At 70.0% G+C, this 18,235-nt stretch carries 19 protein-coding genes; 8 read left to right on the top strand and 11 right to left on the bottom strand.

What is annotated here, in order from left to right:
- The first annotated feature begins 197 nt into the window (after window positions 1–197).
- Together OG302_RS32090 and serB are read left to right on the top strand one after the other, a co-directional pair.
- Window positions 198–2,021, top strand: coding sequence for a streptophobe family protein (locus tag OG302_RS32090; protein WP_371529961.1), 1,824 nt, complete (start codon window positions 198–200; stop codon window positions 2,019–2,021).
- Between the two features lie 84 nt (window positions 2,022–2,105).
- Window positions 2,106–3,320 (top strand): phosphoserine phosphatase SerB, encoded by a 1,215-nt coding sequence (serB, locus tag OG302_RS32085; RefSeq protein WP_371529960.1) that lies wholly within the window; start codon window positions 2,106–2,108, stop codon window positions 3,318–3,320.
- 104 nt (window positions 3,321–3,424) lie between these two features.
- Here the strand turns inward: serB and OG302_RS32080 are convergent, their stop codons facing one another.
- The 4 genes from OG302_RS32080 to OG302_RS32065 form a co-directional block, all read right to left on the bottom strand.
- A complete protein-coding gene (locus tag OG302_RS32080) occupies window positions 3,425–3,943 on the bottom strand; it encodes a histidine phosphatase family protein (protein WP_371529959.1) in 519 nt (172 codons plus the stop codon).
- Between the two features lie 88 nt (window positions 3,944–4,031).
- Complete coding sequence (locus OG302_RS32075) at window positions 4,032–4,256, bottom strand: hypothetical protein (RefSeq protein WP_371529958.1); 225 nt, start codon at window positions 4,254–4,256, stop codon at window positions 4,032–4,034.
- 179 nt (window positions 4,257–4,435) lie between these two features.
- Window positions 4,436–4,552 carry an SGM_5486 family transporter-associated protein gene (locus tag OG302_RS32070; protein WP_358585867.1) on the bottom strand — a complete coding sequence of 39 codons (117 nt, stop codon included), beginning with the start codon at window positions 4,550–4,552 and terminating at the stop codon, window positions 4,436–4,438.
- 43 nt (window positions 4,553–4,595) lie between these two features.
- On the bottom strand, window positions 4,596–5,906 hold the full coding sequence (locus OG302_RS32065; RefSeq protein WP_371529957.1) for a CynX/NimT family MFS transporter: 1,311 nt from the start codon (window positions 5,904–5,906) through the stop codon (window positions 4,596–4,598).
- A gap of 122 nt (window positions 5,907–6,028) precedes the next feature.
- Here OG302_RS32065 and OG302_RS32060 point away from each other — a divergent pair, with 122 nt between their 5' ends.
- Window positions 6,029–6,721 carry a FadR/GntR family transcriptional regulator gene (locus OG302_RS32060; protein WP_371529956.1) on the top strand — a complete coding sequence of 231 codons (693 nt, stop codon included), beginning with the start codon at window positions 6,029–6,031 and terminating at the stop codon, window positions 6,719–6,721.
- A gap of 3 nt (window positions 6,722–6,724) precedes the next feature.
- Here OG302_RS32060 and OG302_RS32055 read toward each other — a convergent pair whose 3' ends face one another.
- The 3 genes from OG302_RS32055 to fabG form a co-directional block, all read right to left on the bottom strand.
- Window positions 6,725–7,081: a hypothetical protein gene (locus OG302_RS32055; RefSeq protein ID WP_371529955.1), complete on the bottom strand. Its 357-nt coding sequence runs from the start codon at window positions 7,079–7,081 to the stop codon at window positions 6,725–6,727.
- A 114-nt stretch (window positions 7,082–7,195) separates the two neighbouring features.
- Window positions 7,196–7,957: an enoyl-ACP reductase FabI gene (gene fabI, locus OG302_RS32050; protein ID WP_371529954.1), complete on the bottom strand. Its 762-nt coding sequence runs from the start codon at window positions 7,955–7,957 to the stop codon at window positions 7,196–7,198.
- A gap of 5 nt (window positions 7,958–7,962) precedes the next feature.
- Window positions 7,963–8,682: a 3-oxoacyl-[acyl-carrier-protein] reductase gene (gene fabG / locus OG302_RS32045; RefSeq protein WP_371529953.1), complete on the bottom strand. Its 720-nt coding sequence runs from the start codon at window positions 8,680–8,682 to the stop codon at window positions 7,963–7,965.
- 185 nt (window positions 8,683–8,867) lie between these two features.
- Here fabG and OG302_RS32040 point away from each other — a divergent pair, with 185 nt between their 5' ends.
- The 3 genes from OG302_RS32040 (at window position 8,868) to tyrS (ending at window position 13,236) form a co-directional block, all read left to right on the top strand.
- Entirely contained in the window at window positions 8,868–10,391 is a 1,524-nt protein-coding gene (locus OG302_RS32040) for a TldD/PmbA family protein (RefSeq protein WP_371529952.1), read from the top strand.
- Between the two features lie 85 nt (window positions 10,392–10,476).
- Complete coding sequence (locus tag OG302_RS32035; RefSeq protein ID WP_371529951.1) at window positions 10,477–11,868, top strand: metallopeptidase TldD-related protein; 1,392 nt, start codon at window positions 10,477–10,479, stop codon at window positions 11,866–11,868.
- 90 nt (window positions 11,869–11,958) lie between these two features.
- Window positions 11,959–13,236: a tyrosine--tRNA ligase gene (gene tyrS, locus OG302_RS32030; RefSeq protein WP_371529950.1), complete on the top strand. Its 1,278-nt coding sequence runs from the start codon at window positions 11,959–11,961 to the stop codon at window positions 13,234–13,236.
- Window positions 13,237–13,311: 75 nt separating this feature from the next.
- On the opposite strand, the gene OG302_RS32025 is transcribed toward tyrS, so the two are convergent.
- Window positions 13,312–13,587, bottom strand: coding sequence for a GlsB/YeaQ/YmgE family stress response membrane protein (locus tag OG302_RS32025; RefSeq protein WP_371529949.1), 276 nt, complete (start codon window positions 13,585–13,587; stop codon window positions 13,312–13,314).
- Between the two features lie 215 nt (window positions 13,588–13,802).
- Here OG302_RS32025 and OG302_RS32020 point away from each other — a divergent pair, with 215 nt between their 5' ends.
- Together OG302_RS32020 and OG302_RS32015 are read left to right on the top strand one after the other, a co-directional pair.
- Window positions 13,803–14,192 carry a DUF3099 domain-containing protein gene (locus tag OG302_RS32020; RefSeq protein ID WP_371529948.1) on the top strand — a complete coding sequence of 130 codons (390 nt, stop codon included), beginning with the start codon at window positions 13,803–13,805 and terminating at the stop codon, window positions 14,190–14,192.
- A 189-nt stretch (window positions 14,193–14,381) separates the two neighbouring features.
- Window positions 14,382–14,597: a hypothetical protein gene (locus OG302_RS32015; RefSeq protein WP_371529947.1), complete on the top strand. Its 216-nt coding sequence runs from the start codon at window positions 14,382–14,384 to the stop codon at window positions 14,595–14,597.
- 281 nt (window positions 14,598–14,878) lie between these two features.
- Here the strand turns inward: OG302_RS32015 and moaA are convergent, their stop codons facing one another.
- The 3 genes from moaA to OG302_RS32000 all read right to left on the bottom strand — a co-directional run bounded on the left by moaA (window position 14,879) and on the right by OG302_RS32000 (window position 18,053).
- Entirely contained in the window at window positions 14,879–15,886 is a 1,008-nt protein-coding gene (gene moaA / locus OG302_RS32010; protein ID WP_371529946.1) for a GTP 3',8-cyclase MoaA, read from the bottom strand.
- Window positions 15,887–16,056: 170 nt separating this feature from the next.
- Window positions 16,057–17,688, bottom strand: a complete 1,632-nt coding sequence (locus OG302_RS32005) for a cation acetate symporter (protein ID WP_371529945.1) — start codon at window positions 17,686–17,688, stop codon at window positions 16,057–16,059.
- Window positions 17,685–18,053 (bottom strand): DUF485 domain-containing protein, encoded by a 369-nt coding sequence (locus OG302_RS32000; protein WP_371529944.1) that lies wholly within the window; start codon window positions 18,051–18,053, stop codon window positions 17,685–17,687. Before OG302_RS32000 ends, OG302_RS32005 begins: the two co-directional genes overlap by 4 nt.
- Between the last annotated feature and the right edge of the window lie 182 nt (window positions 18,054–18,235).

The following is an 18,235-nucleotide window of genomic DNA, read 5'->3' as shown; positions in this document are numbered from 1 at the left end:
GGAGGAACTATTTCAGGCGGAGGCCTCTGACCGAAAGTCGGGCCTTGTGAAGACTGCGTACGGGCCTCCATGACCGCCCCGTTGACGGGGCAGAAACCGCCCCGGAGAGTAGTAACCGCCCATGAGTGCATACGGATCATGCGCATTGCGCACATCCCGTATGAAACGGGCTACGCGGTGCGAGTCGGGGGGTCCTGATGGAGACCGGCGGGAACAGTGTCGAAGGCCGGGGCGGCGTGCGGTGGGGCGATGTGCTGCTCTCCGCCATCGCCGCCGTGAGCTGGGCTCTGGTCGGCATGGCCGGCACGGCGGCGCTCGGCCTGCACCTCCTCGGCGCGGACGCGGCGGCGTCGCTGGGGCCGATGACGGCCGCCGTGGTGGCGCTCGGCGCGGGCGGCTCGGTCACTCCGTCCGGTGACGTGTCGGCGTTCGGGCTCGACGGCGCCGAGGCGACCACCGCGATCGACATCGCGCCGCTGGGCGTCGGGCTCGCGGGGGCGATCCTCCTTGCGTATTTTTTCCTACGCTCCTTGCGCGCGGCGGGAGTTGTGATCTCGCCCGCCGAACTGGCGGCGCGCGCGGGTGCGGTGATCGTCCTCTTTCTCGCGATGCTCGGCGGCCTCGCGTGGGCGGGTCACGACATCATCACGATCGACGGTGACCAGCTGGGGATCGACAAGGGCATCGACAAGGGGCTCGGCCAGCTCCCGGACGGCATCACGGACAAACTTCCCGGCGGGCTCGGTGACCTCGGCGGGCTGCTGCCCGACCGGCTCGGCGATCTCGCCAAGGCGAAGGCGGCGGTCGGCTTCACCGTGGACACGGGTTCGACGCTGCTCGGGGGCGCGGTGTGGGTGATCGGCGTGCTGCTGATCGCGCTGCTCGCATCCCGTCGTACGCCGCTGCCGCGCGGGTGGGACGCCGTGCACCGCGTGGTGCGTCCTGCCGCGTCCGCGATGGTCGCGGTGGCGCTCGTGGCGGTGCTCGCCGGGCTCGCGGCGGCGCTGTACGCGATGATCGGCGACGCCCATCCCAAGCGGATCGCGGGCGCCGCGCTGCTCGGGGCGCCGAACGGGGTGTGGCTCGGGGTGCCGATCGGGCTCTTCGTGCCGTGGGACGGCGAGGCGACGGGCGAGCTGGCGAAGCTCCTGCCGGATCCGCTGGACGACCTTCTGATGGGGTCGGGCGGCTCGGAGAACGAGGCGGTGACGCTGGGACGGCTCGCGGAACTCGACAGCAGGGTGTGGCTCCTCGGCGTCGCGGCGGCGCTGATGATCCTTTTCGCGGGGGTGCTCACGGCTGTCCGCACTCCCTATTTACGTGGTGGGACGGGCGCCCTGAAGTTCGCGGGGCGGTGCGCGGTGCGGCTCGGCGTGGTGACGGCGCTCGCGCTGCCGTTGATGGTGTGGCTGACGGGGGTCTCCGCGGACGCCTCGCTGTCGGTGCTCGGCTTCGACGCGTTCGGCGCGGGGATCGAGCTGCACGGACAGCTGGGGATGGCCGTGCTCCTCGGTGCGGCCTGGGGTGCCGGGGCCGGAGCGGTGGGGGCGTTGCTCGCGGTGGCGAGCGGTGCCGCGGGGGGCCGGGTGTCACCGCTGGCTCGCGTCGCGGGGGCGGCTGGGGGGACGGCATCGCCTGAGGGGGGCGCGGGAGTGCCTGGGACTGCGGGTGCTCCGGGTGCTCCGGGTGCTCCGGGTGCTCCGGGTGCTCCGGGTGCTCCGGGTGCTCCGGCTCCGGGGCAGCCTGGCGGGGCGGGGAGGCCCGATACTGCGGGACAGCCCGGTGCTGCGGGGCCGTACAGTCCCAGCGCGCCCTTCCGGCCCGCGAACCCTGACACCAACCCCTACCTCCGGCCGCCGCGTGATGTGTCCGGTGCGCCGACTGTGGTCGGGCCGGTCACTCCTCCCCCGCACCCGAAGCCGCGCCCCCGCTCCTCGGGCAACGGAGGCGACTGGCCGCCGCCTCCTCCGCCACCACCGCCGCCGCCGGGGCGGGGGCCTCGGGGCGGGAACGGGCGGTAAAGGAGGGCCGGCACATCCGAACCCGTGTCCGCCAAGCGGACCGGCGGCACGCCCCCGCGGGCCGCCGGATACCGTGGGCACACCATGAGCGCTTCGCAGCCCCCGCAGCCCGCCGATGTCCCCACGCTCCTCGTCAAGATCTTCGGCAAGGACCGTCCCGGAATCACCGCAGGCCTCTTCGACACCCTTGCCGCCTACTCCGTCGACGTCGTCGACATCGAGCAGGTCGTCACCCGTGGCCGCATAGTGCTGTGCGCGCTCGTGACCGAGCCGCCCGCCGGCCTGGAGGGCGACCTGCGGTCCACCGTGCACAGCTGGGCCGAGTCCCTGAAGATGCAGGCCGAGATCATCTCGGGCATCGGTGACAACCGCCCGCGTGGCCTCGGCCGTTCGCACGTCACCGTGCTCGGCCACCCCCTGACCGCCGAGTCGACCGCCGCCATCGCCGCCAGCATCACCGCGACCGGCGGCAACATCGACCGCATCTTCCGGCTCGCCAAGTACCCGGTCACCGCGGTGGAGTTCGCCGTGTCCGGCACGGAGACCGAGCCGCTGCGCACCGCCCTCGCCCTGGAGGCGGCGAAGCTCGGCGTGGACGTGGCCGTCGTCGCGGCGGGTCTGCACCGCCGCGCCCAGCGGCTCATCGTGATGGACGTCGACTCGACCCTCATCCAGGACGAGGTGATCGAACTCTTCGCGGCGCACGCCGGCTGCGAGGACAAGGTCGCCGAGGTGACCGAGGCCGCGATGCGCGGCGAACTGGACTTCGAGCAGTCGCTGCACGCCCGCGTGGAACTCCTCGCGGGGCTCGACGCCTCGGTCGTCGAGAAGGTCCGCACCGAGGTCCGCCTCACCCCGGGCGCCCGCACCCTCATCCGTACGCTCAAGCGCCTCGGCTACCAAGTGGGCGTCGTGTCGGGTGGGTTCACCCAGGTGACCGATGATCTGAAGGAACGTCTCGGCCTCGACTTCGCCCAGGCCAACACCCTGGAGATCGTCGACGGCAGGCTCACCGGCAAGGTGACCGGCGAGATCGTGGACCGCGCGGGCAAGGCCCGGCTGCTGCGCCGCTTCGCCGAGGAGGCCGGGGTCCCGCTGGAGCAGACCGTCGCGATCGGCGACGGCGCCAATGACCTCGACATGCTGAACGCGGCCGGTCTCGGTGTCGCCTTCAACGCCAAGCCCGTCGTCCGCGAGGCCGCGCACACCGCGGTGAACGTCCCCTTCCTCGACACCGTCCTCTATCTCCTCGGTGTCACCCGCGAAGAGGTCGAGGCCGCGGACACGCACACCGACTGAGGCCGGCCCGACGGCTTCTTCGCCGCGTCACACACGGCACGTCATACACCGATGGCCCCCGCACCGCAGCGGTACGGGGGCCATCGGTGCATCCGCGTCAGGGTTTACTCGGAAGGTGCCCAGTAGTCGACGAGGGTGGCGACCCCCGGCTCCAGGGCCTTCCACGAGCCGGAGTACGTCAGGACGGCGAAGGCCGAGGTCGGGAAGCCGCGGCGGTTCATCCGCGTACGCGCGTCGCCCTCGGCGTCACCCGCGAGGACGTCGGCGAGCCCCTGCACTCCGGGGTTGTGGCCGATCAGCACGATGTCCCGCACGTCGTCCGGAGTTTCGTTCAGCACGGCGATCAGCTCGCCCGGAGAGGCTTCGTACAGCCGCTCCTCGTAGATGGTCTTGGGCCTCTGCGGCAGCTCATGGACGGCGAGCTTCCATGTCTCGCGGGTCCTGGCGGCGGTCGAGCAGAGGGCCAGATCGAAGGGGATGCCACTGTCGGCCAGCTTGCGCCCGGCGACGGGGGCATCCTTGCGGCCGCGCTCCGCGAGGGGCCGCTCATGGTCGGTCACCTGCGGCCAGTCGGCCTTCGCATGCCGGAAAAGGACAATCCTGCGGGGTTCTGCGACGCTCATGCGTCCCAGCTTCGCATGAAACCCGCCAGTGGGCGCAGGGAGTTGGCCTGCTCCCCCGCCACGGGTGACGGCGTCCATCCGGGGCAGGTCACGGGGCCGTACGGAACACGGTCTCCTGGATGCGTTCGAGCATGTGCGTGACCGCCGGCTCGCCGGTCGTCGCGTGGGCGTCGGCCGGGTTCAGTATCAGCAGGAGCAGGGCCGCGAAGGCGATGGCGGGGAGGGCGATCGCCCACCACGGAAGCTGGATCTCGACGCTCGCGGAGTCCTTGGTGGCTCCCAGGTCGCGCCGGGTGTGCGAACGGGCCGACATGCCGCCTCCGTGGTCTTCGAGTCCTCTGTGCCGCGTCCTCGCGGCCACATCTCGAAGGTACGGATCCGGCGACCCTCAGCACATCCGGTGATCCACCCACTTGACCCTGACACTGGCCCCCTAAGGGATGGTGGTGCTAACCCCACCTTGGGCCCACCATCGGCCCCGCCGGGGTCAGTTCACGGCGAGGCGATGGCAGCGATGATGCCGATGATCACGGTGATGGCCAGCATCGCGCCGAGCACGATGAGCAGCTTCTTCTGGCCGTTCTGGGGGTTCGGGTCGAGCACTGGCATGGGGAGAGTCTCGCACCCTTTGTCCGAGGGCTCTCCGCCGGGGTCAGGCAGCCGCCGCGACCTCGTCCTCCACCGTGCGGTTGCGGCCCGCCAGGATGCCCACCACGATCTGCGGCACCATCAGGCCCGCCATGAGCGCGATCGGCAGCCCCCAGCCGCCGCTGTGCTGGTAGAGCACGCCCACCAGGAGCGGGCCCGGGATCGAGATCAGGTAGCCCGTGCTCTGCGCGAAGGCCGACAGCTTGGCGACGCCCACGCTGCTCTTGGCCCGCATGCCGACCATCGTGAGGGCCAGCGGGAAGGCACAGTTGGAGACGCCGAGCAGCACGGCCCACACCCAGGCGCCGCCCGCGGGGGCGAGGTAGAGGCCCGCGTATCCGGCGAGACCGCAGGCGCCGAGCACGACCACCACGGGGCCCTGGTTCGGCAGCCGGGTGGCGACCCGGGGGATGACGAAGGCCAGCGGCACGCCCATCGCCATGATGACGGCGAGGAGCACGCCTGCCTCCCCCGCGGGGACCCCGGCGTCGCGGAAGATCTGCGGCATCCAGCCCATCGTGATGTACGCGGCGGTGGCCTGGAGACCGAAGAATACGGCGAGCGCCCACGCCGTACGGCTGCGCGTGATGCGCAGCCCCGCGTCCTCCTGGCGCACCTCGGAGCTGACGTGCTCCGGGGCGGCCGAGGCCACGCCGCGGTCCCGCACGAGCGGCACCCACGGCACGACGGCGGCGACGGCGAGCGCCGCCCACACCGCGAGCCCGGACTGCCAACTGCCGCCCAGCGCGTCGGTCATGGGCACCGTGACGGCCGCGGCCAGCGAGGTGCCGAGCGCGAGCGCCATCGAGTAGAGCCCGGTCATCGAGCCGACCCGGTCGGGGAACCAGCGCTTGACGATCACCGGCATCAGGACGTTGCTGACCGCGATGCCCATCAGGGCGAGCGCGCTCGCGGCGAGGAAGCCGACGGTGCCGCCCAGGAACGGGCGGATCGCCAGGCCCGTGGCGATGGCGACCATGCCCGCGCAGACCACCGCGCTGGGGCCGAACCGGCGGGCGAGCCGCGGTGCCATCACTCCGAAGACCGCGAAGCAGAGCGGCGGGACGGAGGTGAGGAGCCCGGCGAGCGTGCCGCTCATGCCGAGGCCGTCACGCACCTCTTCGAGGAGGGAGCCGAGGCTGGTGATGCCCGGACGGAGGTTGAGGGCGGCGAGGACGATGCCGACCATGACGAGACGCGTCGCCCACGCGCGCGTGGGGGGCTGTTTCTCCGCTGCCTCGTGCGCCGCTTCGGTGCGTACCGGTGTCGTCGGAGTCGGTGTCGGTGTCATCGTCCTGGTTTCCTCACTAGCCATGGGGCCATCATAGAATCATGGGATGATTGGCTGTCCAATCCGAACGCGTCACATCTTCCGTAACCTCGTCCCGCACCGCACCGCACCCGCCCCGCCCGTCACCTCGCGCACGAAGGAACGTCATGCCGCTGACCACCCCTCACCGCTCAGCGCTCTCCGAACAGGTCATCGCCGAGCTGCGTAACCAGATCTCTTCGGGAGAGTGGCCGGTCGGCTCCCGCATCCCCACCGAGCCCGAGCTGGTCGAGCAGCTGGGGGTGGCGCGCAACACCGTCCGGGAGGCGGTCCGCGCCCTCGCGCACAACGGCCTCCTCGACATCCGCCAGGGATCGGGCACCTATGTGGTCGCGACGAGCGAGCTGGCAGGCGTGATGCAGCGCAGGTTCGCCGAGACGGATCCGCGGCACATCGCGGAGCTGCGCTCCACGCTGGAGTCGAGCGCGGCGAAACTGGCGGCGCAGCGGCGCACGGAGCGCGACCTCAAACAGCTGGACGCCCTTCTGGAGCGCCGCGAGGAGGCCTGGGCATCGGGTGACGCGGAGGCTTTCGTCGCGGCCGACGCGACCTTCCACCTGGCCGTCGTGGCCGCGTCCCACAACGACGCGATGACGGCGATGTACGCGGACCTCGGCGAGGTCATGATCGACTGGCTGCGCGAGGACATCGGCGAGGAACTGACCCCCGAGAGCCACATGGACCACGCCCGGCTCGTCGACGCGATCCGGGAGCACGACGCGGAGGCGGCGGCCAAGGAGGCCGCCGGCTACCCCTTCATGTGCCGCCGTGAACTCTTCGAGGACCCCGCACGGCCGTGACCCTCACTTCTGGTGGCTGACCCAGGCCGAGCGGACGCCCTTCCAGCAGCGGCCGGTCAGCCGCACCGTCTGGGCGGGACCGGCCTCCACGGAGACGCCGTCGCTGTCGATGTCCCACCACTGGTCGCACTCCACGTGCAGCCGGACCCGGTCCGTCTCGGGGAAGGGGTTGTGGCAGTACGCGACCGCGTCCGAGCCCTCGACGCTGGTACGGCACTCCGAGCCGAACGGCCGGGGTTCGGCGGCCTCCACGCGCGCGTGGGGCGGCTTCGCCTCTCCGGCGGCATGCGACGCGGCGCCGTACGGCAGGGCGATCAGCAGGGTGAGAGCGGCGAGCACCGCAGGGGATGACGGGCGCACACCTCAGGGTGCGCGCCACTGCCCCTCACCCGCCCGGCCGGTGGGCCGGACGGGTGACGCCCCGCCTCCCGCGCATCGCGGGGACGGGGCGTCAAAAACGTACGGAATGCCTGCTCAGGCACCCATCATGTGCACGCCGCCGTCGACGTGGATGATCTCGCCCGTCGTCTTCGGGAAGAAGTCCGAGAGCAGCGCGACGATGCCGCGGCCCGCGGGCTCCGGGTCGGCCATGTCCCAGTCCAGCGGGGAGCGGGTGTTCCAGACGTCCGCGAGGTCGGCGAAGCCGGGGATGGACTTGGCTGCCATGGAGCCGATCGGACCCGCCGAGATCATGTTGCAGCGGATGTTCTCCTTGCCCAGGTCGCGGGCGAGGTAGCGCGAGGTCGCCTCGAGGGCGGCCTTGGCCGGGCCCATCCAGTCGTACTTCGGCCAGGCGAACTGCGCGTCGAAGGTCAGCCCCACGACGGAGCCGCCGTTCGGCATCAGGGGGCGGCAGGCCATGGTGAGCGACTTCAGGGAGAACGCCGAGACGTGCATCGCCGTCGCGACGTCCTCGAAGCTCGCCTCGAGGAAGTTGAAGGCGCCCTGCGGCGCGAAGCCGATGGAGTGCACGACGCCGTCGAGGCCGCCGAGCTCGTCCTTGACCAGGCCCGCGAGCCGGTCCAGGTGCTCCTGATTGGTCACGTCGAGCTCGATGACCTTGGCGGGCTTGGGCAGCTTCTTGGCGATGCGCTCGGTGAGCGTGGGCCGCGGGAAGGCGGTGAGGATGACCTCGGCGCCCTGCTCCTGCGCGACCTTGGCCGCGTGGAACGCGATGGAGGACTCCATCAGAACGCCCGTGATCAGGATCTTCTTGCCGTCGAGAATTCCGCTCATGGTGATCAGTGACCCATGCCCAATCCGCCGTCAACCGGGATGACGGCTCCAGTGATGTACGAGGCGTCGTCCGAGGCGAGGAACTTCACCGCGGCGGCGATCTCCTCGGGCTGCGCGTAACGGCCGAGCGGGACCTGGGCCATGATGTTCGACCGCTGCTCGTCCGTCAGCGCCTTGGTCATGTCGGTGTCGACAAAACCGGGCGCGACGACGTTGAAAGTGAGGTTGCGCGACCCGAGCTCACGGGCGAGCGAGCGCGCGAAGCCGACCAGGCCCGCCTTGGAGGCGGCGTAGTTCGCCTGCCCCGGGCCGCCCATCAGGCCGACGACGGAGGAGATCAGCACGACGCGGCCCTTCTTGGCACGCAGCATGCCGCGGTTGGCGCGCTTCACGACACGGAAGGTGCCGGTGAGGTTGGTGTCGAGGACGGACGTGAAGTCCTCCTCGGACATCCGCATGAGGAGCTGGTCCTTGGTGATCCCGGCGTTGGCGACCAGGATCTCGACCGGACCGTGCTTCTCCTCGATCTCCTTGTAGGCCTGCTCCACCTGCTCGGCGTCAGTGATGTCGCACTTGACGGCGAGGACTCCGAGCTCAGTGAGGGCCTGAGGCGGCTCACCCGAGCGGTAGGTGATCGCGACCTTGTCGCCGGTGTCGGCGAAGACGCGGGCGATGGCGAGGCCGATGCCCCGGTTTCCTCCGGTGACGAGAACCGAGCGGCTCAACGGATCACCCTTTCGATAGCGGTCTGGTACCTCGAAAACCTATCGGTACGGTGCTCCATACGGAGAATCGACGACCGACAGTGGCGTACCGGACTCGCTGTCGGGTCCCTACAGAAAACTCTGGCCGCCGGGCCCTCACGCGCGACATGATCTGAGCGACCGGTGCCGACAGCAGGGAGACACCCGTGCCTCATTCCATCGATGAAGCCTTCACGGCACTGCCGCTCAGGGCCCTCGCCGACGCGGCCCTGGCCCGCGCGCGTGCCCTGGGCGCCGACCACGCGGACTTCCGCTTCGAGCGGGTGCGCAGCGCGTCCTGGCGGCTGCGGGACGCCAAGCCGGCCGGCACCTCGGACACCACGGACCTCGGCTACGCGGTCCGTGTCGTGCACGGCGGCACCTGGGGGTTCGCCTCGGGCGTCGATCTGACGATGGACGCGGCGGCCAAGGTCGCCTCCCAGGCGGTGGCGATGGCCAAGCTTTCGGCCAAAGTCATCAAGGCCGCCGGGTCGGACGAGCAGGTGGAGCTCGCGGGTGAGCCCGTGCACGCCGACAAGACATGGGTCTCGGCGTACGAGATCGACCCCTTCTCCGTGCCGGACGAGGAGAAGAGCGGTCTCCTCGCCGAGTGGAGCGCGCGCCTCCTCGCCGCCGAGGGCGTCTCGCACGTCGACGCCTCGCTGCTCACCGTGCACGAGAACAAGTTCTACGCGGACACGGCGGGGACGGTGACCACGCAGCAGCGGGTCCGTCTCCACCCGCAGCTCACCGCGGTCGCGGTCGACGAGTCGAGCGGCGAGTTCGACTCGATGCGGACCGTCGCGCCGCCGGTCGGGCGCGGCTGGGAGTACCTCACAGGGACCGGCTGGGACTGGGACGCGGAGCTCGCGCGCATCCCGGAGCACCTCGCCGAGAAGATGCGGGCGCCGAGCGTGGAGGCCGGCTCGTACGACCTGGTCGTCGATCCCTCCAACCTCTGGCTGACCATCCACGAGTCCATCGGCCACGCCACCGAGCTGGACCGCGCGCTCGGTTACGAAGCGGCGTACGCGGGGACGTCGTTCGCCACCTTCGACCAGCTCGGCAAGCTCGCGTACGGCTCGTCGATCATGAATGTGACGGGCGACAGGACGGCCGAGCACGGCCTGGCGACCATCGGGTACGACGACGAGGGCGTGGCCGGGCAGTCCTGGGACCTGGTGAAGGACGGCACCCTGGTGGGCTACCAGCTGGACCGGCGCATCGCGAGGCTCACGGGCTTCGAACGCTCCAACGGCTGCGCCTACGCGGACTCCCCCGGCCATGTGCCGGTGCAGCGCATGGCGAACGTGTCGCTCCAGCCGGATCCGGGCGGGCTCTCGACCGAGGACCTGATCGCGGGCGTGGACCGCGGTATCTACGTGGTGGGCGACCGGTCGTGGTCGATCGACATGCAGCGGTACAACTTCCAGTTCACCGGGCAGCGCTTCTACCGCATCGAGAACGGCCGCATCACCGGTCAGCTGCGCGATGTCGCATACCAGGCGACGACCACCGACTTCTGGGGTTCGATGACGGCGGTCGGCGGCCCGCAGACGTATGTGCTCGGTGGCGCCTTCAACTGCGGCAAGGCCCAGCCGGGCCAGGTCGCGGCCGTCTCGCACGGCTGCCCCTCGGCCCTGTTCCGGGGCGTGAACATCCTCAATACGACGCAGGAGGCGGGTCGATGAGCGGCGGCAACCCCGGAACCGGCCGGGGGTCCGGGGGTTGCCCCCCGGGAGAGCACAGTCTCAATACGACGCAGGAGGCGGGCCGATGAGCCGTAACAGCAAGCCGTACGAGATCGTCGAGCGCGCCCTCGGACTGTCCACCGCCGACGGCTGTGTCGTCATCGCCGACGAGCACTCGACCGCGAACCTGCGCTGGGCGGGCAACGCCCTGACCACCAACGGCGTCACCCGCGGCCGCACCCTCACCGTCATCGCGACCGTCGACGGCAAGGAGGGCACCGCCTCGGGCGTCGTCTCGCGCTCGGCCGTGACCGCCGCCGAGCTGGAGCCCCTGGTCCGCGCCGCCGAGCACGCCGCGCGCGGGGCGGGTCCCGCCGAGGACGCGCAGCCGCTGGTCACCGGGGGCAAGGAGTCCGCGGACTTCAGGGACGCGCCCGCCGAGACGTCCTCCGCGGTCTTCGACGACTTCGCTCCCGCACTCGGGGAGGCCTTCGCCAGGGCCCGCGCGGGCGGCCGTGAGCTGTACGGCTTCGCGAACCACGAGCTCGTGTCGAGCTACCTCGGTACGTCGACTGGCCTGCGCCTGCGGCACGACCAGCCCAACGGGACCCTGGAGCTCAACGCCAAGTCCCCCGACCGCACGAAGTCCGCGTGGGCGGGCCGTGCGACCCGGGACTTCCAGGACGTCGACCCGGGGGAGCTCGACGCGGAGCTCGCCAAGCGGCTGGGCTGGGCCCAGCGTCGCGTCGATCTGCCCGCGGGACGGTACGAGACGCTGCTTCCGCCGACCGCCGTGGCCGACCTGCTGATCTACCAGCTGTGGTCGGCGTCGGCCAGGGATGCGGCCGAGGGCCGGACGGTGTTCTCCAGGCCGGGCGGCGGCACCCGCGTCGGCGACCGGCTCGCCGAGCTGCCCCTGACGCTGCGCAGCGACCCGAACGAGCCGGGTCTGGAGTCCGCGCCCTTCGTACTCGCGCACGCCTCGGGCGGCGACTCGTCCGTCTTCGACAACGGGCTTCCGCTGGCCGCCACCGACTGGGTGCGCGCGGGCGAGCTCGCGCATCTGACCAGCACCCGGCACAGCGCGGGCCTGACCGGCCTGCCGGTGGCCCCCGCCATCGACAACCTCATCCTGGACGGCGGCACCGACCGCTCCCTGGAGGAGATGGTGGCGAGCACGGAGCGGGGGCTGCTCCTGACCTGCCTCTGGTACATCCGTGAGGTCGATCCGGCGACCCTGCTGCTCACCGGGCTGACCCGGGACGGCGTCTATCTCGTCGAGAACGGCGAGGTCGTGGGCGAGGTCAACAACTTCCGCTTCAACGAGTCGCCGGTGGACCTGCTGTCGCGGGCATCGGAGGCCGGGCGCACGGAGAAGACGCTGCCCAGGGAGTGGGGCGACTGGTTCACCCGGGCCGCGATGCCCGCCCTCCGGATCCCCGACTTCAACATGAGCTCGGTCAGCCAAGGCGTGTGACGCCCATGGATGTGACGCCCATAGACTGGCCGGTACCAAGCGGTACCGGCCAGAAACCCTTCGCAGAACCTTTCAAGGAGACACAAGACCGTGACGGACATCGTCGACGAGCTGAAGTGGCGGGGTCTCTTCGCCCTGTCCACTGACGAAGATGCACTGCGCAAGGCGCTCGCGGACGGTCCCGTCACGTTCTATTGCGGCTTCGACCCGACCGCGGCCAGCCTGCACGTCGGGCACCTGGTGCAGGTCCTCACCGTCAGCCGGCTCCAGAAGGCCGGGCACCGCCCGCTCGCGCTGGTCGGTGGCGCCACGGGCCAGATCGGTGACCCGCGGCCGACCGCCGAGCGCACCCTGAACGACCCGGAGACGGTCGCGAACTGGGTGTCCCGGCTGCGCGGGCAGATCGAGCCGTTCCTGTCCTTCGAGGGCGAGAACGCCGCGGTCATGGTCAACAACCTGGACTGGACCGCGGGCATGTCCGCGATCGAGTTCCTGCGGGACATCGGCAAGCACTTCCGCGTGAACAAGATGCTGACCAAGGACTCCGTGGCCCGCCGCCTGGAGTCCCAGGAGGGCATCTCGTACACGGAGTTCAGCTACCAGCTCCTCCAGGGCATGGACTTCCTGGAGCTGTACCGCCGCTACGGCTGCACGCTGCAGACCGGCGGCAGCGACCAGTGGGGCAACCTCACTGCGGGCATCGACCTGATCCACCGCCTGGAGCCGGACGCCGCGGTGCACGCCGTCGGCACGCCACTGATGGTCAAGGCGGACGGCACCAAGTTCGGCAAGTCCGAGAGCGGCGCCGTCTGGCTCGACCCGGAGATGACCACGCCGTACGCGTTCTACCAGTTCTGGCTGAACGTGGACGACCGGGACGTCTCGACGTACATGCGCATCCTCAGCTTCAAGTCCCGCGAGGAGCTCGAGGAGATCGAGAAGCTCACCGAGGAGCGTCCGCAGGCCCGTGCGGCCCAGCGTGCGCTCGCCGAGGAGCTGACGACGCTGGTGCACGGCGCCGACCAGTGCGCCGCGGTGATCGCCGCGTCCAAGGCGCTCTTCGGCCAGGGCGAGCTGGGCGACCTCGACGAGGCGACGCTGAGCGCGGCCCTCTCCGAGCTGCCGCGCGTCCAGGTCTCGGAGCTCGGCCCGGTGGTGGACCTCCTCGCGGAGGTCGGCCTGGTGGCGAGCAAGTCCGCGGCCCGGCGCACGGTCAAGGAAGGCGGGGCGTACGTGAACAACGCGAAGATCACCGCCGAGGACGCCGTCCCGTCCCGCGACGAGCTGCTGCACGGACGCTGGCTCGTGCTGCGCCGGGGCAAGAAGAACCTGGCCGCGGTCGAGGTCACTGAGGTCACCGCGGGCTGACCCGCGTTCCCGTACGCGTGCGAGGGGGGCCGGTCCTCAGGGACCGGCCCCCCTCGCATGTCACGTACTCGCAGGTCAGGCGCGTTGCCTGTTGCCCTTGATCATCTTGTACGCCATGTCTCCGACGCCCACGACGACGAGGGCCGCCACGAGCTGCAGGGCGTGTCGGCCCCAGTCGATGCCCCGGGTGTCATCGATGCCGAACGCGGAGGCAAGCGAGTTGCCGATGATCGCGCCGATGATGCCGAAGATCGTGGTCAGCCAGAGCGGACTGTGCTGCTTCCCGGGCAGGATCGCCTTGGCGATCAGCCCCAGCACGAATCCCACGACGATGGCCCACAACCAGCTCATAGCTGCCTCCTCATTCGGCTCAACATGAGCATTACGGCAAGTCTCGGCCGATCCTCCATACGGCGCATGTCGGGCACCCCCATACGTGGCATGACGCAGACAGGACACCGAGAAGAGGCCCGCCCCGGTCTCGAAGGCTGCGCAGCCCCGGCGTAACGTGGACCTGGTCCGGGCCGGGGAGTGCCCGGCTTCTTGTGAGCAGGCGGTGGAATGTGATGCGGAAGCAGAGCGGCGCCCAGGTCTTCCGGATCACAGGGGCCCGGCAGGGACTCGCGGACGACGTGCGCGGCCGGCAGCGGCGGTACGTGATCTCGATGTCGATCCGTACTCTTTCGGTCATTGCCGCGGCGGTGCTGTGGAACGTCGAGCGGCATGTCGCCCTCGTCGCACTGGTGCTCGGCATCCTCCTCCCGTACATCTCCGTGGTGATCGCCAACGCGGGCCGGGAGAACGCTCCTTCACTGCCGTCGACCTTCGTACCGGCGCCGTCCCGGCCGGTACTCGCGCCGCCACCCCTGCGCACCGAGGCCGCGGAACCCGTCCCGGAAGCCGGCGCGGGCTCCTCGCCGGGCGAGCCCAACGCTCCGTCAGGCCACCAGAACTGACCGTCGACGTTGCGCCAAGCTCAAGAAATCCTCAGATGAATCATGTAGTTCAGGTCCCGGGTACAGGGTCCCCCATGACATACTTCGTACGCGCTCCGCATCCCCCGTCGGAGCGACAGACCGACGCCGGGCAGCTCCCCCCGTGGCTGCTCGGCGTCGCCTTGTTTTGAACGCACTTGGACGTAACTCGTGAGCGACGAAACACCGATCTGTTCCGCCAAGGGCTGCCGCGCCGCCGCGGTCTGGGTGCTCGCCTGGAACAACCCGAAGATCCATACTCCTGAGCGCCGCAAGACGTGGCTCGCATGTGGTGAACACCGCGAGCACCTCTCTCAATTCCTCGGCGTACGCGGCATGTTGAAGGATGTCGTGCCGCTCGCCGAATGGAAATCCCCCGAGGCCTAGCCCCACAGCCCCCGCACAATCGCCCACCCCCGCCCAACTCGCCGCCTGACAGCGGCTGTCGGTGGCTTCACGCATGCCGCGAAGTTCAAGGAAAAGCTCGGCGCCCACCCATGAGACGGTCGCGACCGGCGCTGCTGTACGCAGCGAGCCCGGTCGAGTGTTGGGCGACCGGGCTCGTGAATCACTGTGCGGAGGGCCTGGCTCTGGCAGGAGCCGGGCCCTTCCTCGTGACCGGCAACCACCGGTTCACGACGGAGGAATCGTACAGCCCAAGCGAACGCTCAGCCGCCGATCGCTGACATCGGGCGGTCCGGCTGCAGGAACTTCGGGTCGTCCAGGCCCGAGCCTGCCTTCTTGCCCCACATCGCCAGCTTCCAGATGCGGGCGATCTCCTCGTCCGAGCCCTCGGTGCCGGCCTCGTCGTTCGCCCGCAGGGCCGCTCGGAGGTCGGTCTCCTCCCTGGCGAACAGGCAGGTGCGGACCTGGCCGTCGGCAGTGAGGCGGGTGCGGTCGCAGGCCGAGCAGAAGGGGCGGGTCACGGAGGCGATGACGCCTACGCGGTGCGGGCCGCCGTCCACGACCCAGCGCTCGGCCGGCGCGGAGCCGCGCTCGCCGGAGCCCTCCTCGGTGAGCTCGAAGCGCGTACGCAGCGAGGTGAGGATGTCACCGGCGGTGATCATTCCGTCGCGCTTCCAGCCATGCTGGGCGTCCAGCGGCATCTGCTCGATGAACCGGAGTTCGTAGTCGTTCTCCACGGCCCAGGCGAGCAGGTCGGGGGCCTCGTCCTCGTTCAGGCCCGGCATCAGGACCGTGTTGACCTTGACCGGGGTCAGGCCGGCGTCACGGGCGGCTTCGAGGCCTTCCAGGACGTCCTTGTGGCGGTCGCGGCGGGTGAGGGTCTTGAAGACGTCGGGGCGCAGCGTGTCCAGGGAGACGTTCACCCGGTCCAGGCCCGCGGCCTTGAGGGCGGCGGCGGTGCGCTTGAGGCCGATGCCGTTCGTCGTCAGGGACATCCTGGGGCGCGGCTCCAGCTGGGCGCAGCGCTCGATGATGCCGACGAGGCCGGGGCGCAGGAGCGGCTCGCCGCCGGTGAAGCGGACCTCGGTGATGCCGAGCCGGGTCACGGCGATGCGGATGAGGCGGACGATCTCGTCATCGCTGAGGAGCTCCGACTTGGACAGCCACTGCAGGCCCTCCTCGGGCATGCAGTACGTGCACCGCAGATTGCATTTGTCGGTCAGCGAAACCCGCAGATCGGTGGCCACTCGGCCGTAGGTGTCGATGAGCACGTGGGCCCCCTCCCTGATCCTGGTTCAGCCGGTTCGGTTCAGATACCACGAGCCTACGTGACGGGACCGACAACGGCGGGGGCCCGATCCCACGAGGAGCGGTGCGGCCGCGTCGTAGAGATCTACCAACGATCTACGACGCGGCCGCTGACCTGCGCGTTCAGAGAGGGTCAGTGGGCTCCGGTACCGGTGAGGGAGCGCACCTCGAGTTCCGCGTACTTGCCCTTGTCCGGCTCCTCCTTGGACAGCATCGTGCCGAGCCAGCCGAGCAGGAAGCCGACCGGGATCGAGATGAGGCCCGGGTTCTCCAGCGGGAACCAGTGGAAGTCGACGCCCTTGAACATCGACGTCTTCGGGTTGCCCGAGACGACCGGCGAGAACAGCACCAGGAAGACGGCGGTGAAGAGTCCGCCGTAGATCGACCACAGCGCGCCCTGGGTGGTGAAGCGCTTCCAGAAGAGGCTGTAGAGGATCGTCGGCAGGTTGGCGGACGCCGCGACGGCGAAGGCGAGCGCGACCAGACCGGCCACGTTCAGGTCGCGGGCGAGCGCGCCGAGCGCGATGGAGACGATGCCGATGAAGACCGTCGCCCAGCGGGCCGCCTTCATCTCCTGCTTCTCGGTGGCCTTGCCCTTCTTGATGACGTTGGCGTAGATGTCGTGCGCGAACGACGAGGACGAGGCCAGCGTCAGACCGGCGACGACCGCGAGGATCGTGGCGAAGGCGACCGCCGAGATCGTGGCGAGCAGGATCGCGCCCCACGAGGAGTCGACGCCGCCCAGATGCAGCGCGAGGAGTGGCGCCGCCGTGTTGCCCGCGGGGTTGGACGCGATGATCTCGGCCGGCTTGATGAGCGCCGCGGCGCCGAAGCCGAGTGCGATCGTCATCAGATAGAAGGCGCCGATGATGCCGATCGCCCAGTTCACGGACTTACGCGCGGCCTTGGCGGTCGGCACCGTGTAGAAGCGGATCAGGATGTGCGGCAGGCCCGCGGTGCCGAGCACCAGGGCGATGCCGAGCGAGATGAAGTCCAGCTTCGAGGTCGATGTGGCGCCGTACTTCAGCCCCGGCTCAAGGAACTTCGTGCCCTGGCCGCTGTTGGAGGCGGCCGTGCCGAGCAGGTCCGAGACGTTGAAGTCGAACTTCAACAGGACCAGGAAGGTGAGGAGCAGCGTGCCCGCGATGAGCAGGACGGCCTTCACCATCTGGACCCAGGTGGTGCCCTTCATGCCGCCGATGGTGACGTACACGATCATCAGGACGCCGACGAGGGCGACGATGCCGACCTTGCCCGCGTCGGACGTGATGCCGAGCAGGAGCGAGACGAGGACGCCCGCGCCCGCCATCTGGGCGAGCAGGTAGAAGATCGACACGATGATCGTGGAGGTGCCCGCGGCGGTGCGCACGGGGCGCTGGCGCATCCGGTAGGCGAGGACGTCGCCCATCGTGTAGCGGCCGGAGTTGCGCAGCGGTTCGGCGACCAGGAGGAGCGCCACGAGCCAGGCGACCAGGAAGCCGATGGAGTAGAGGAAGCCGTCGTATCCGAAGAGCGCGATGGCGCCCGCGATGCCGAGGAACGACGCGGCCGACATGTAGTCGCCGGAGACCGCGAGGCCGTTCTGGAAGGCGGTGAACTGGCGGCCGCCCGCGTAGAAGTCGGCGGCGCTCTTGGTCTGGCGGCCGGCCCAGACGGTGATGACCAGGGTGGCCACGACGAAGACGGCGAACAGGGAGATGATCAGCGGCCGGTGCTCGCTCGCCTCACCCGCGGCCAGGACTGTGGTGTTCAGCGCGGGGCTCATGCGCCGCCCTCCATACGGGACTTGATCGCCTCGGCCTTGGGGTCGAGCTTGGTGGCCGCGTGGCGGGAGTACCACCAGGCGATGAGGAACGTGGTCAGGAACTGCGCGAGGCCGAGGACCAGGGCGACGTTGATGTTGCCGAACAGCTGGGTGCCCATGAAGTCGCCCGCGTAGTTCGAGAGCAGCACGTACGCGAGGTACCAGACGATGAAGGCGACGGTCAGCGGGAAGGCGAACGAGCGGTGCGCCTTGCGGAGTTCACCGAACTCGGGACTCGCTTGCTCCTGGAGGAATTCTTCCGTGGACGGTGCATGGCGAGCGGGGGCTTCTCCGTCCTTGGACGGTGGGGATGCTTCGGGGGCCACGGAGTCTTCTCCTCGTGGTGCGGGTGCGGTGGGGACGGACAGCTGATCCATTGACTCTCTTCGATCCGGCAGTGACGCGGATCACTCAAGCCACGGATGGCGATGCTAAGGCCACGGGACGTGATCCGACAGGGGTCGATGTTGCTTCCGTTACCTGTTCAACGTCTCGGCGGCACGTCCGG

The sequence above is a fragment of the Streptomyces sp. NBC_01283 genome (assembly GCF_041435335.1).
Taxonomy (GTDB): Bacteria; Actinomycetota; Actinomycetes; order Streptomycetales; family Streptomycetaceae; genus Streptomyces.
This window is presented reverse-complemented; position numbering and strand designations above follow the sequence as displayed.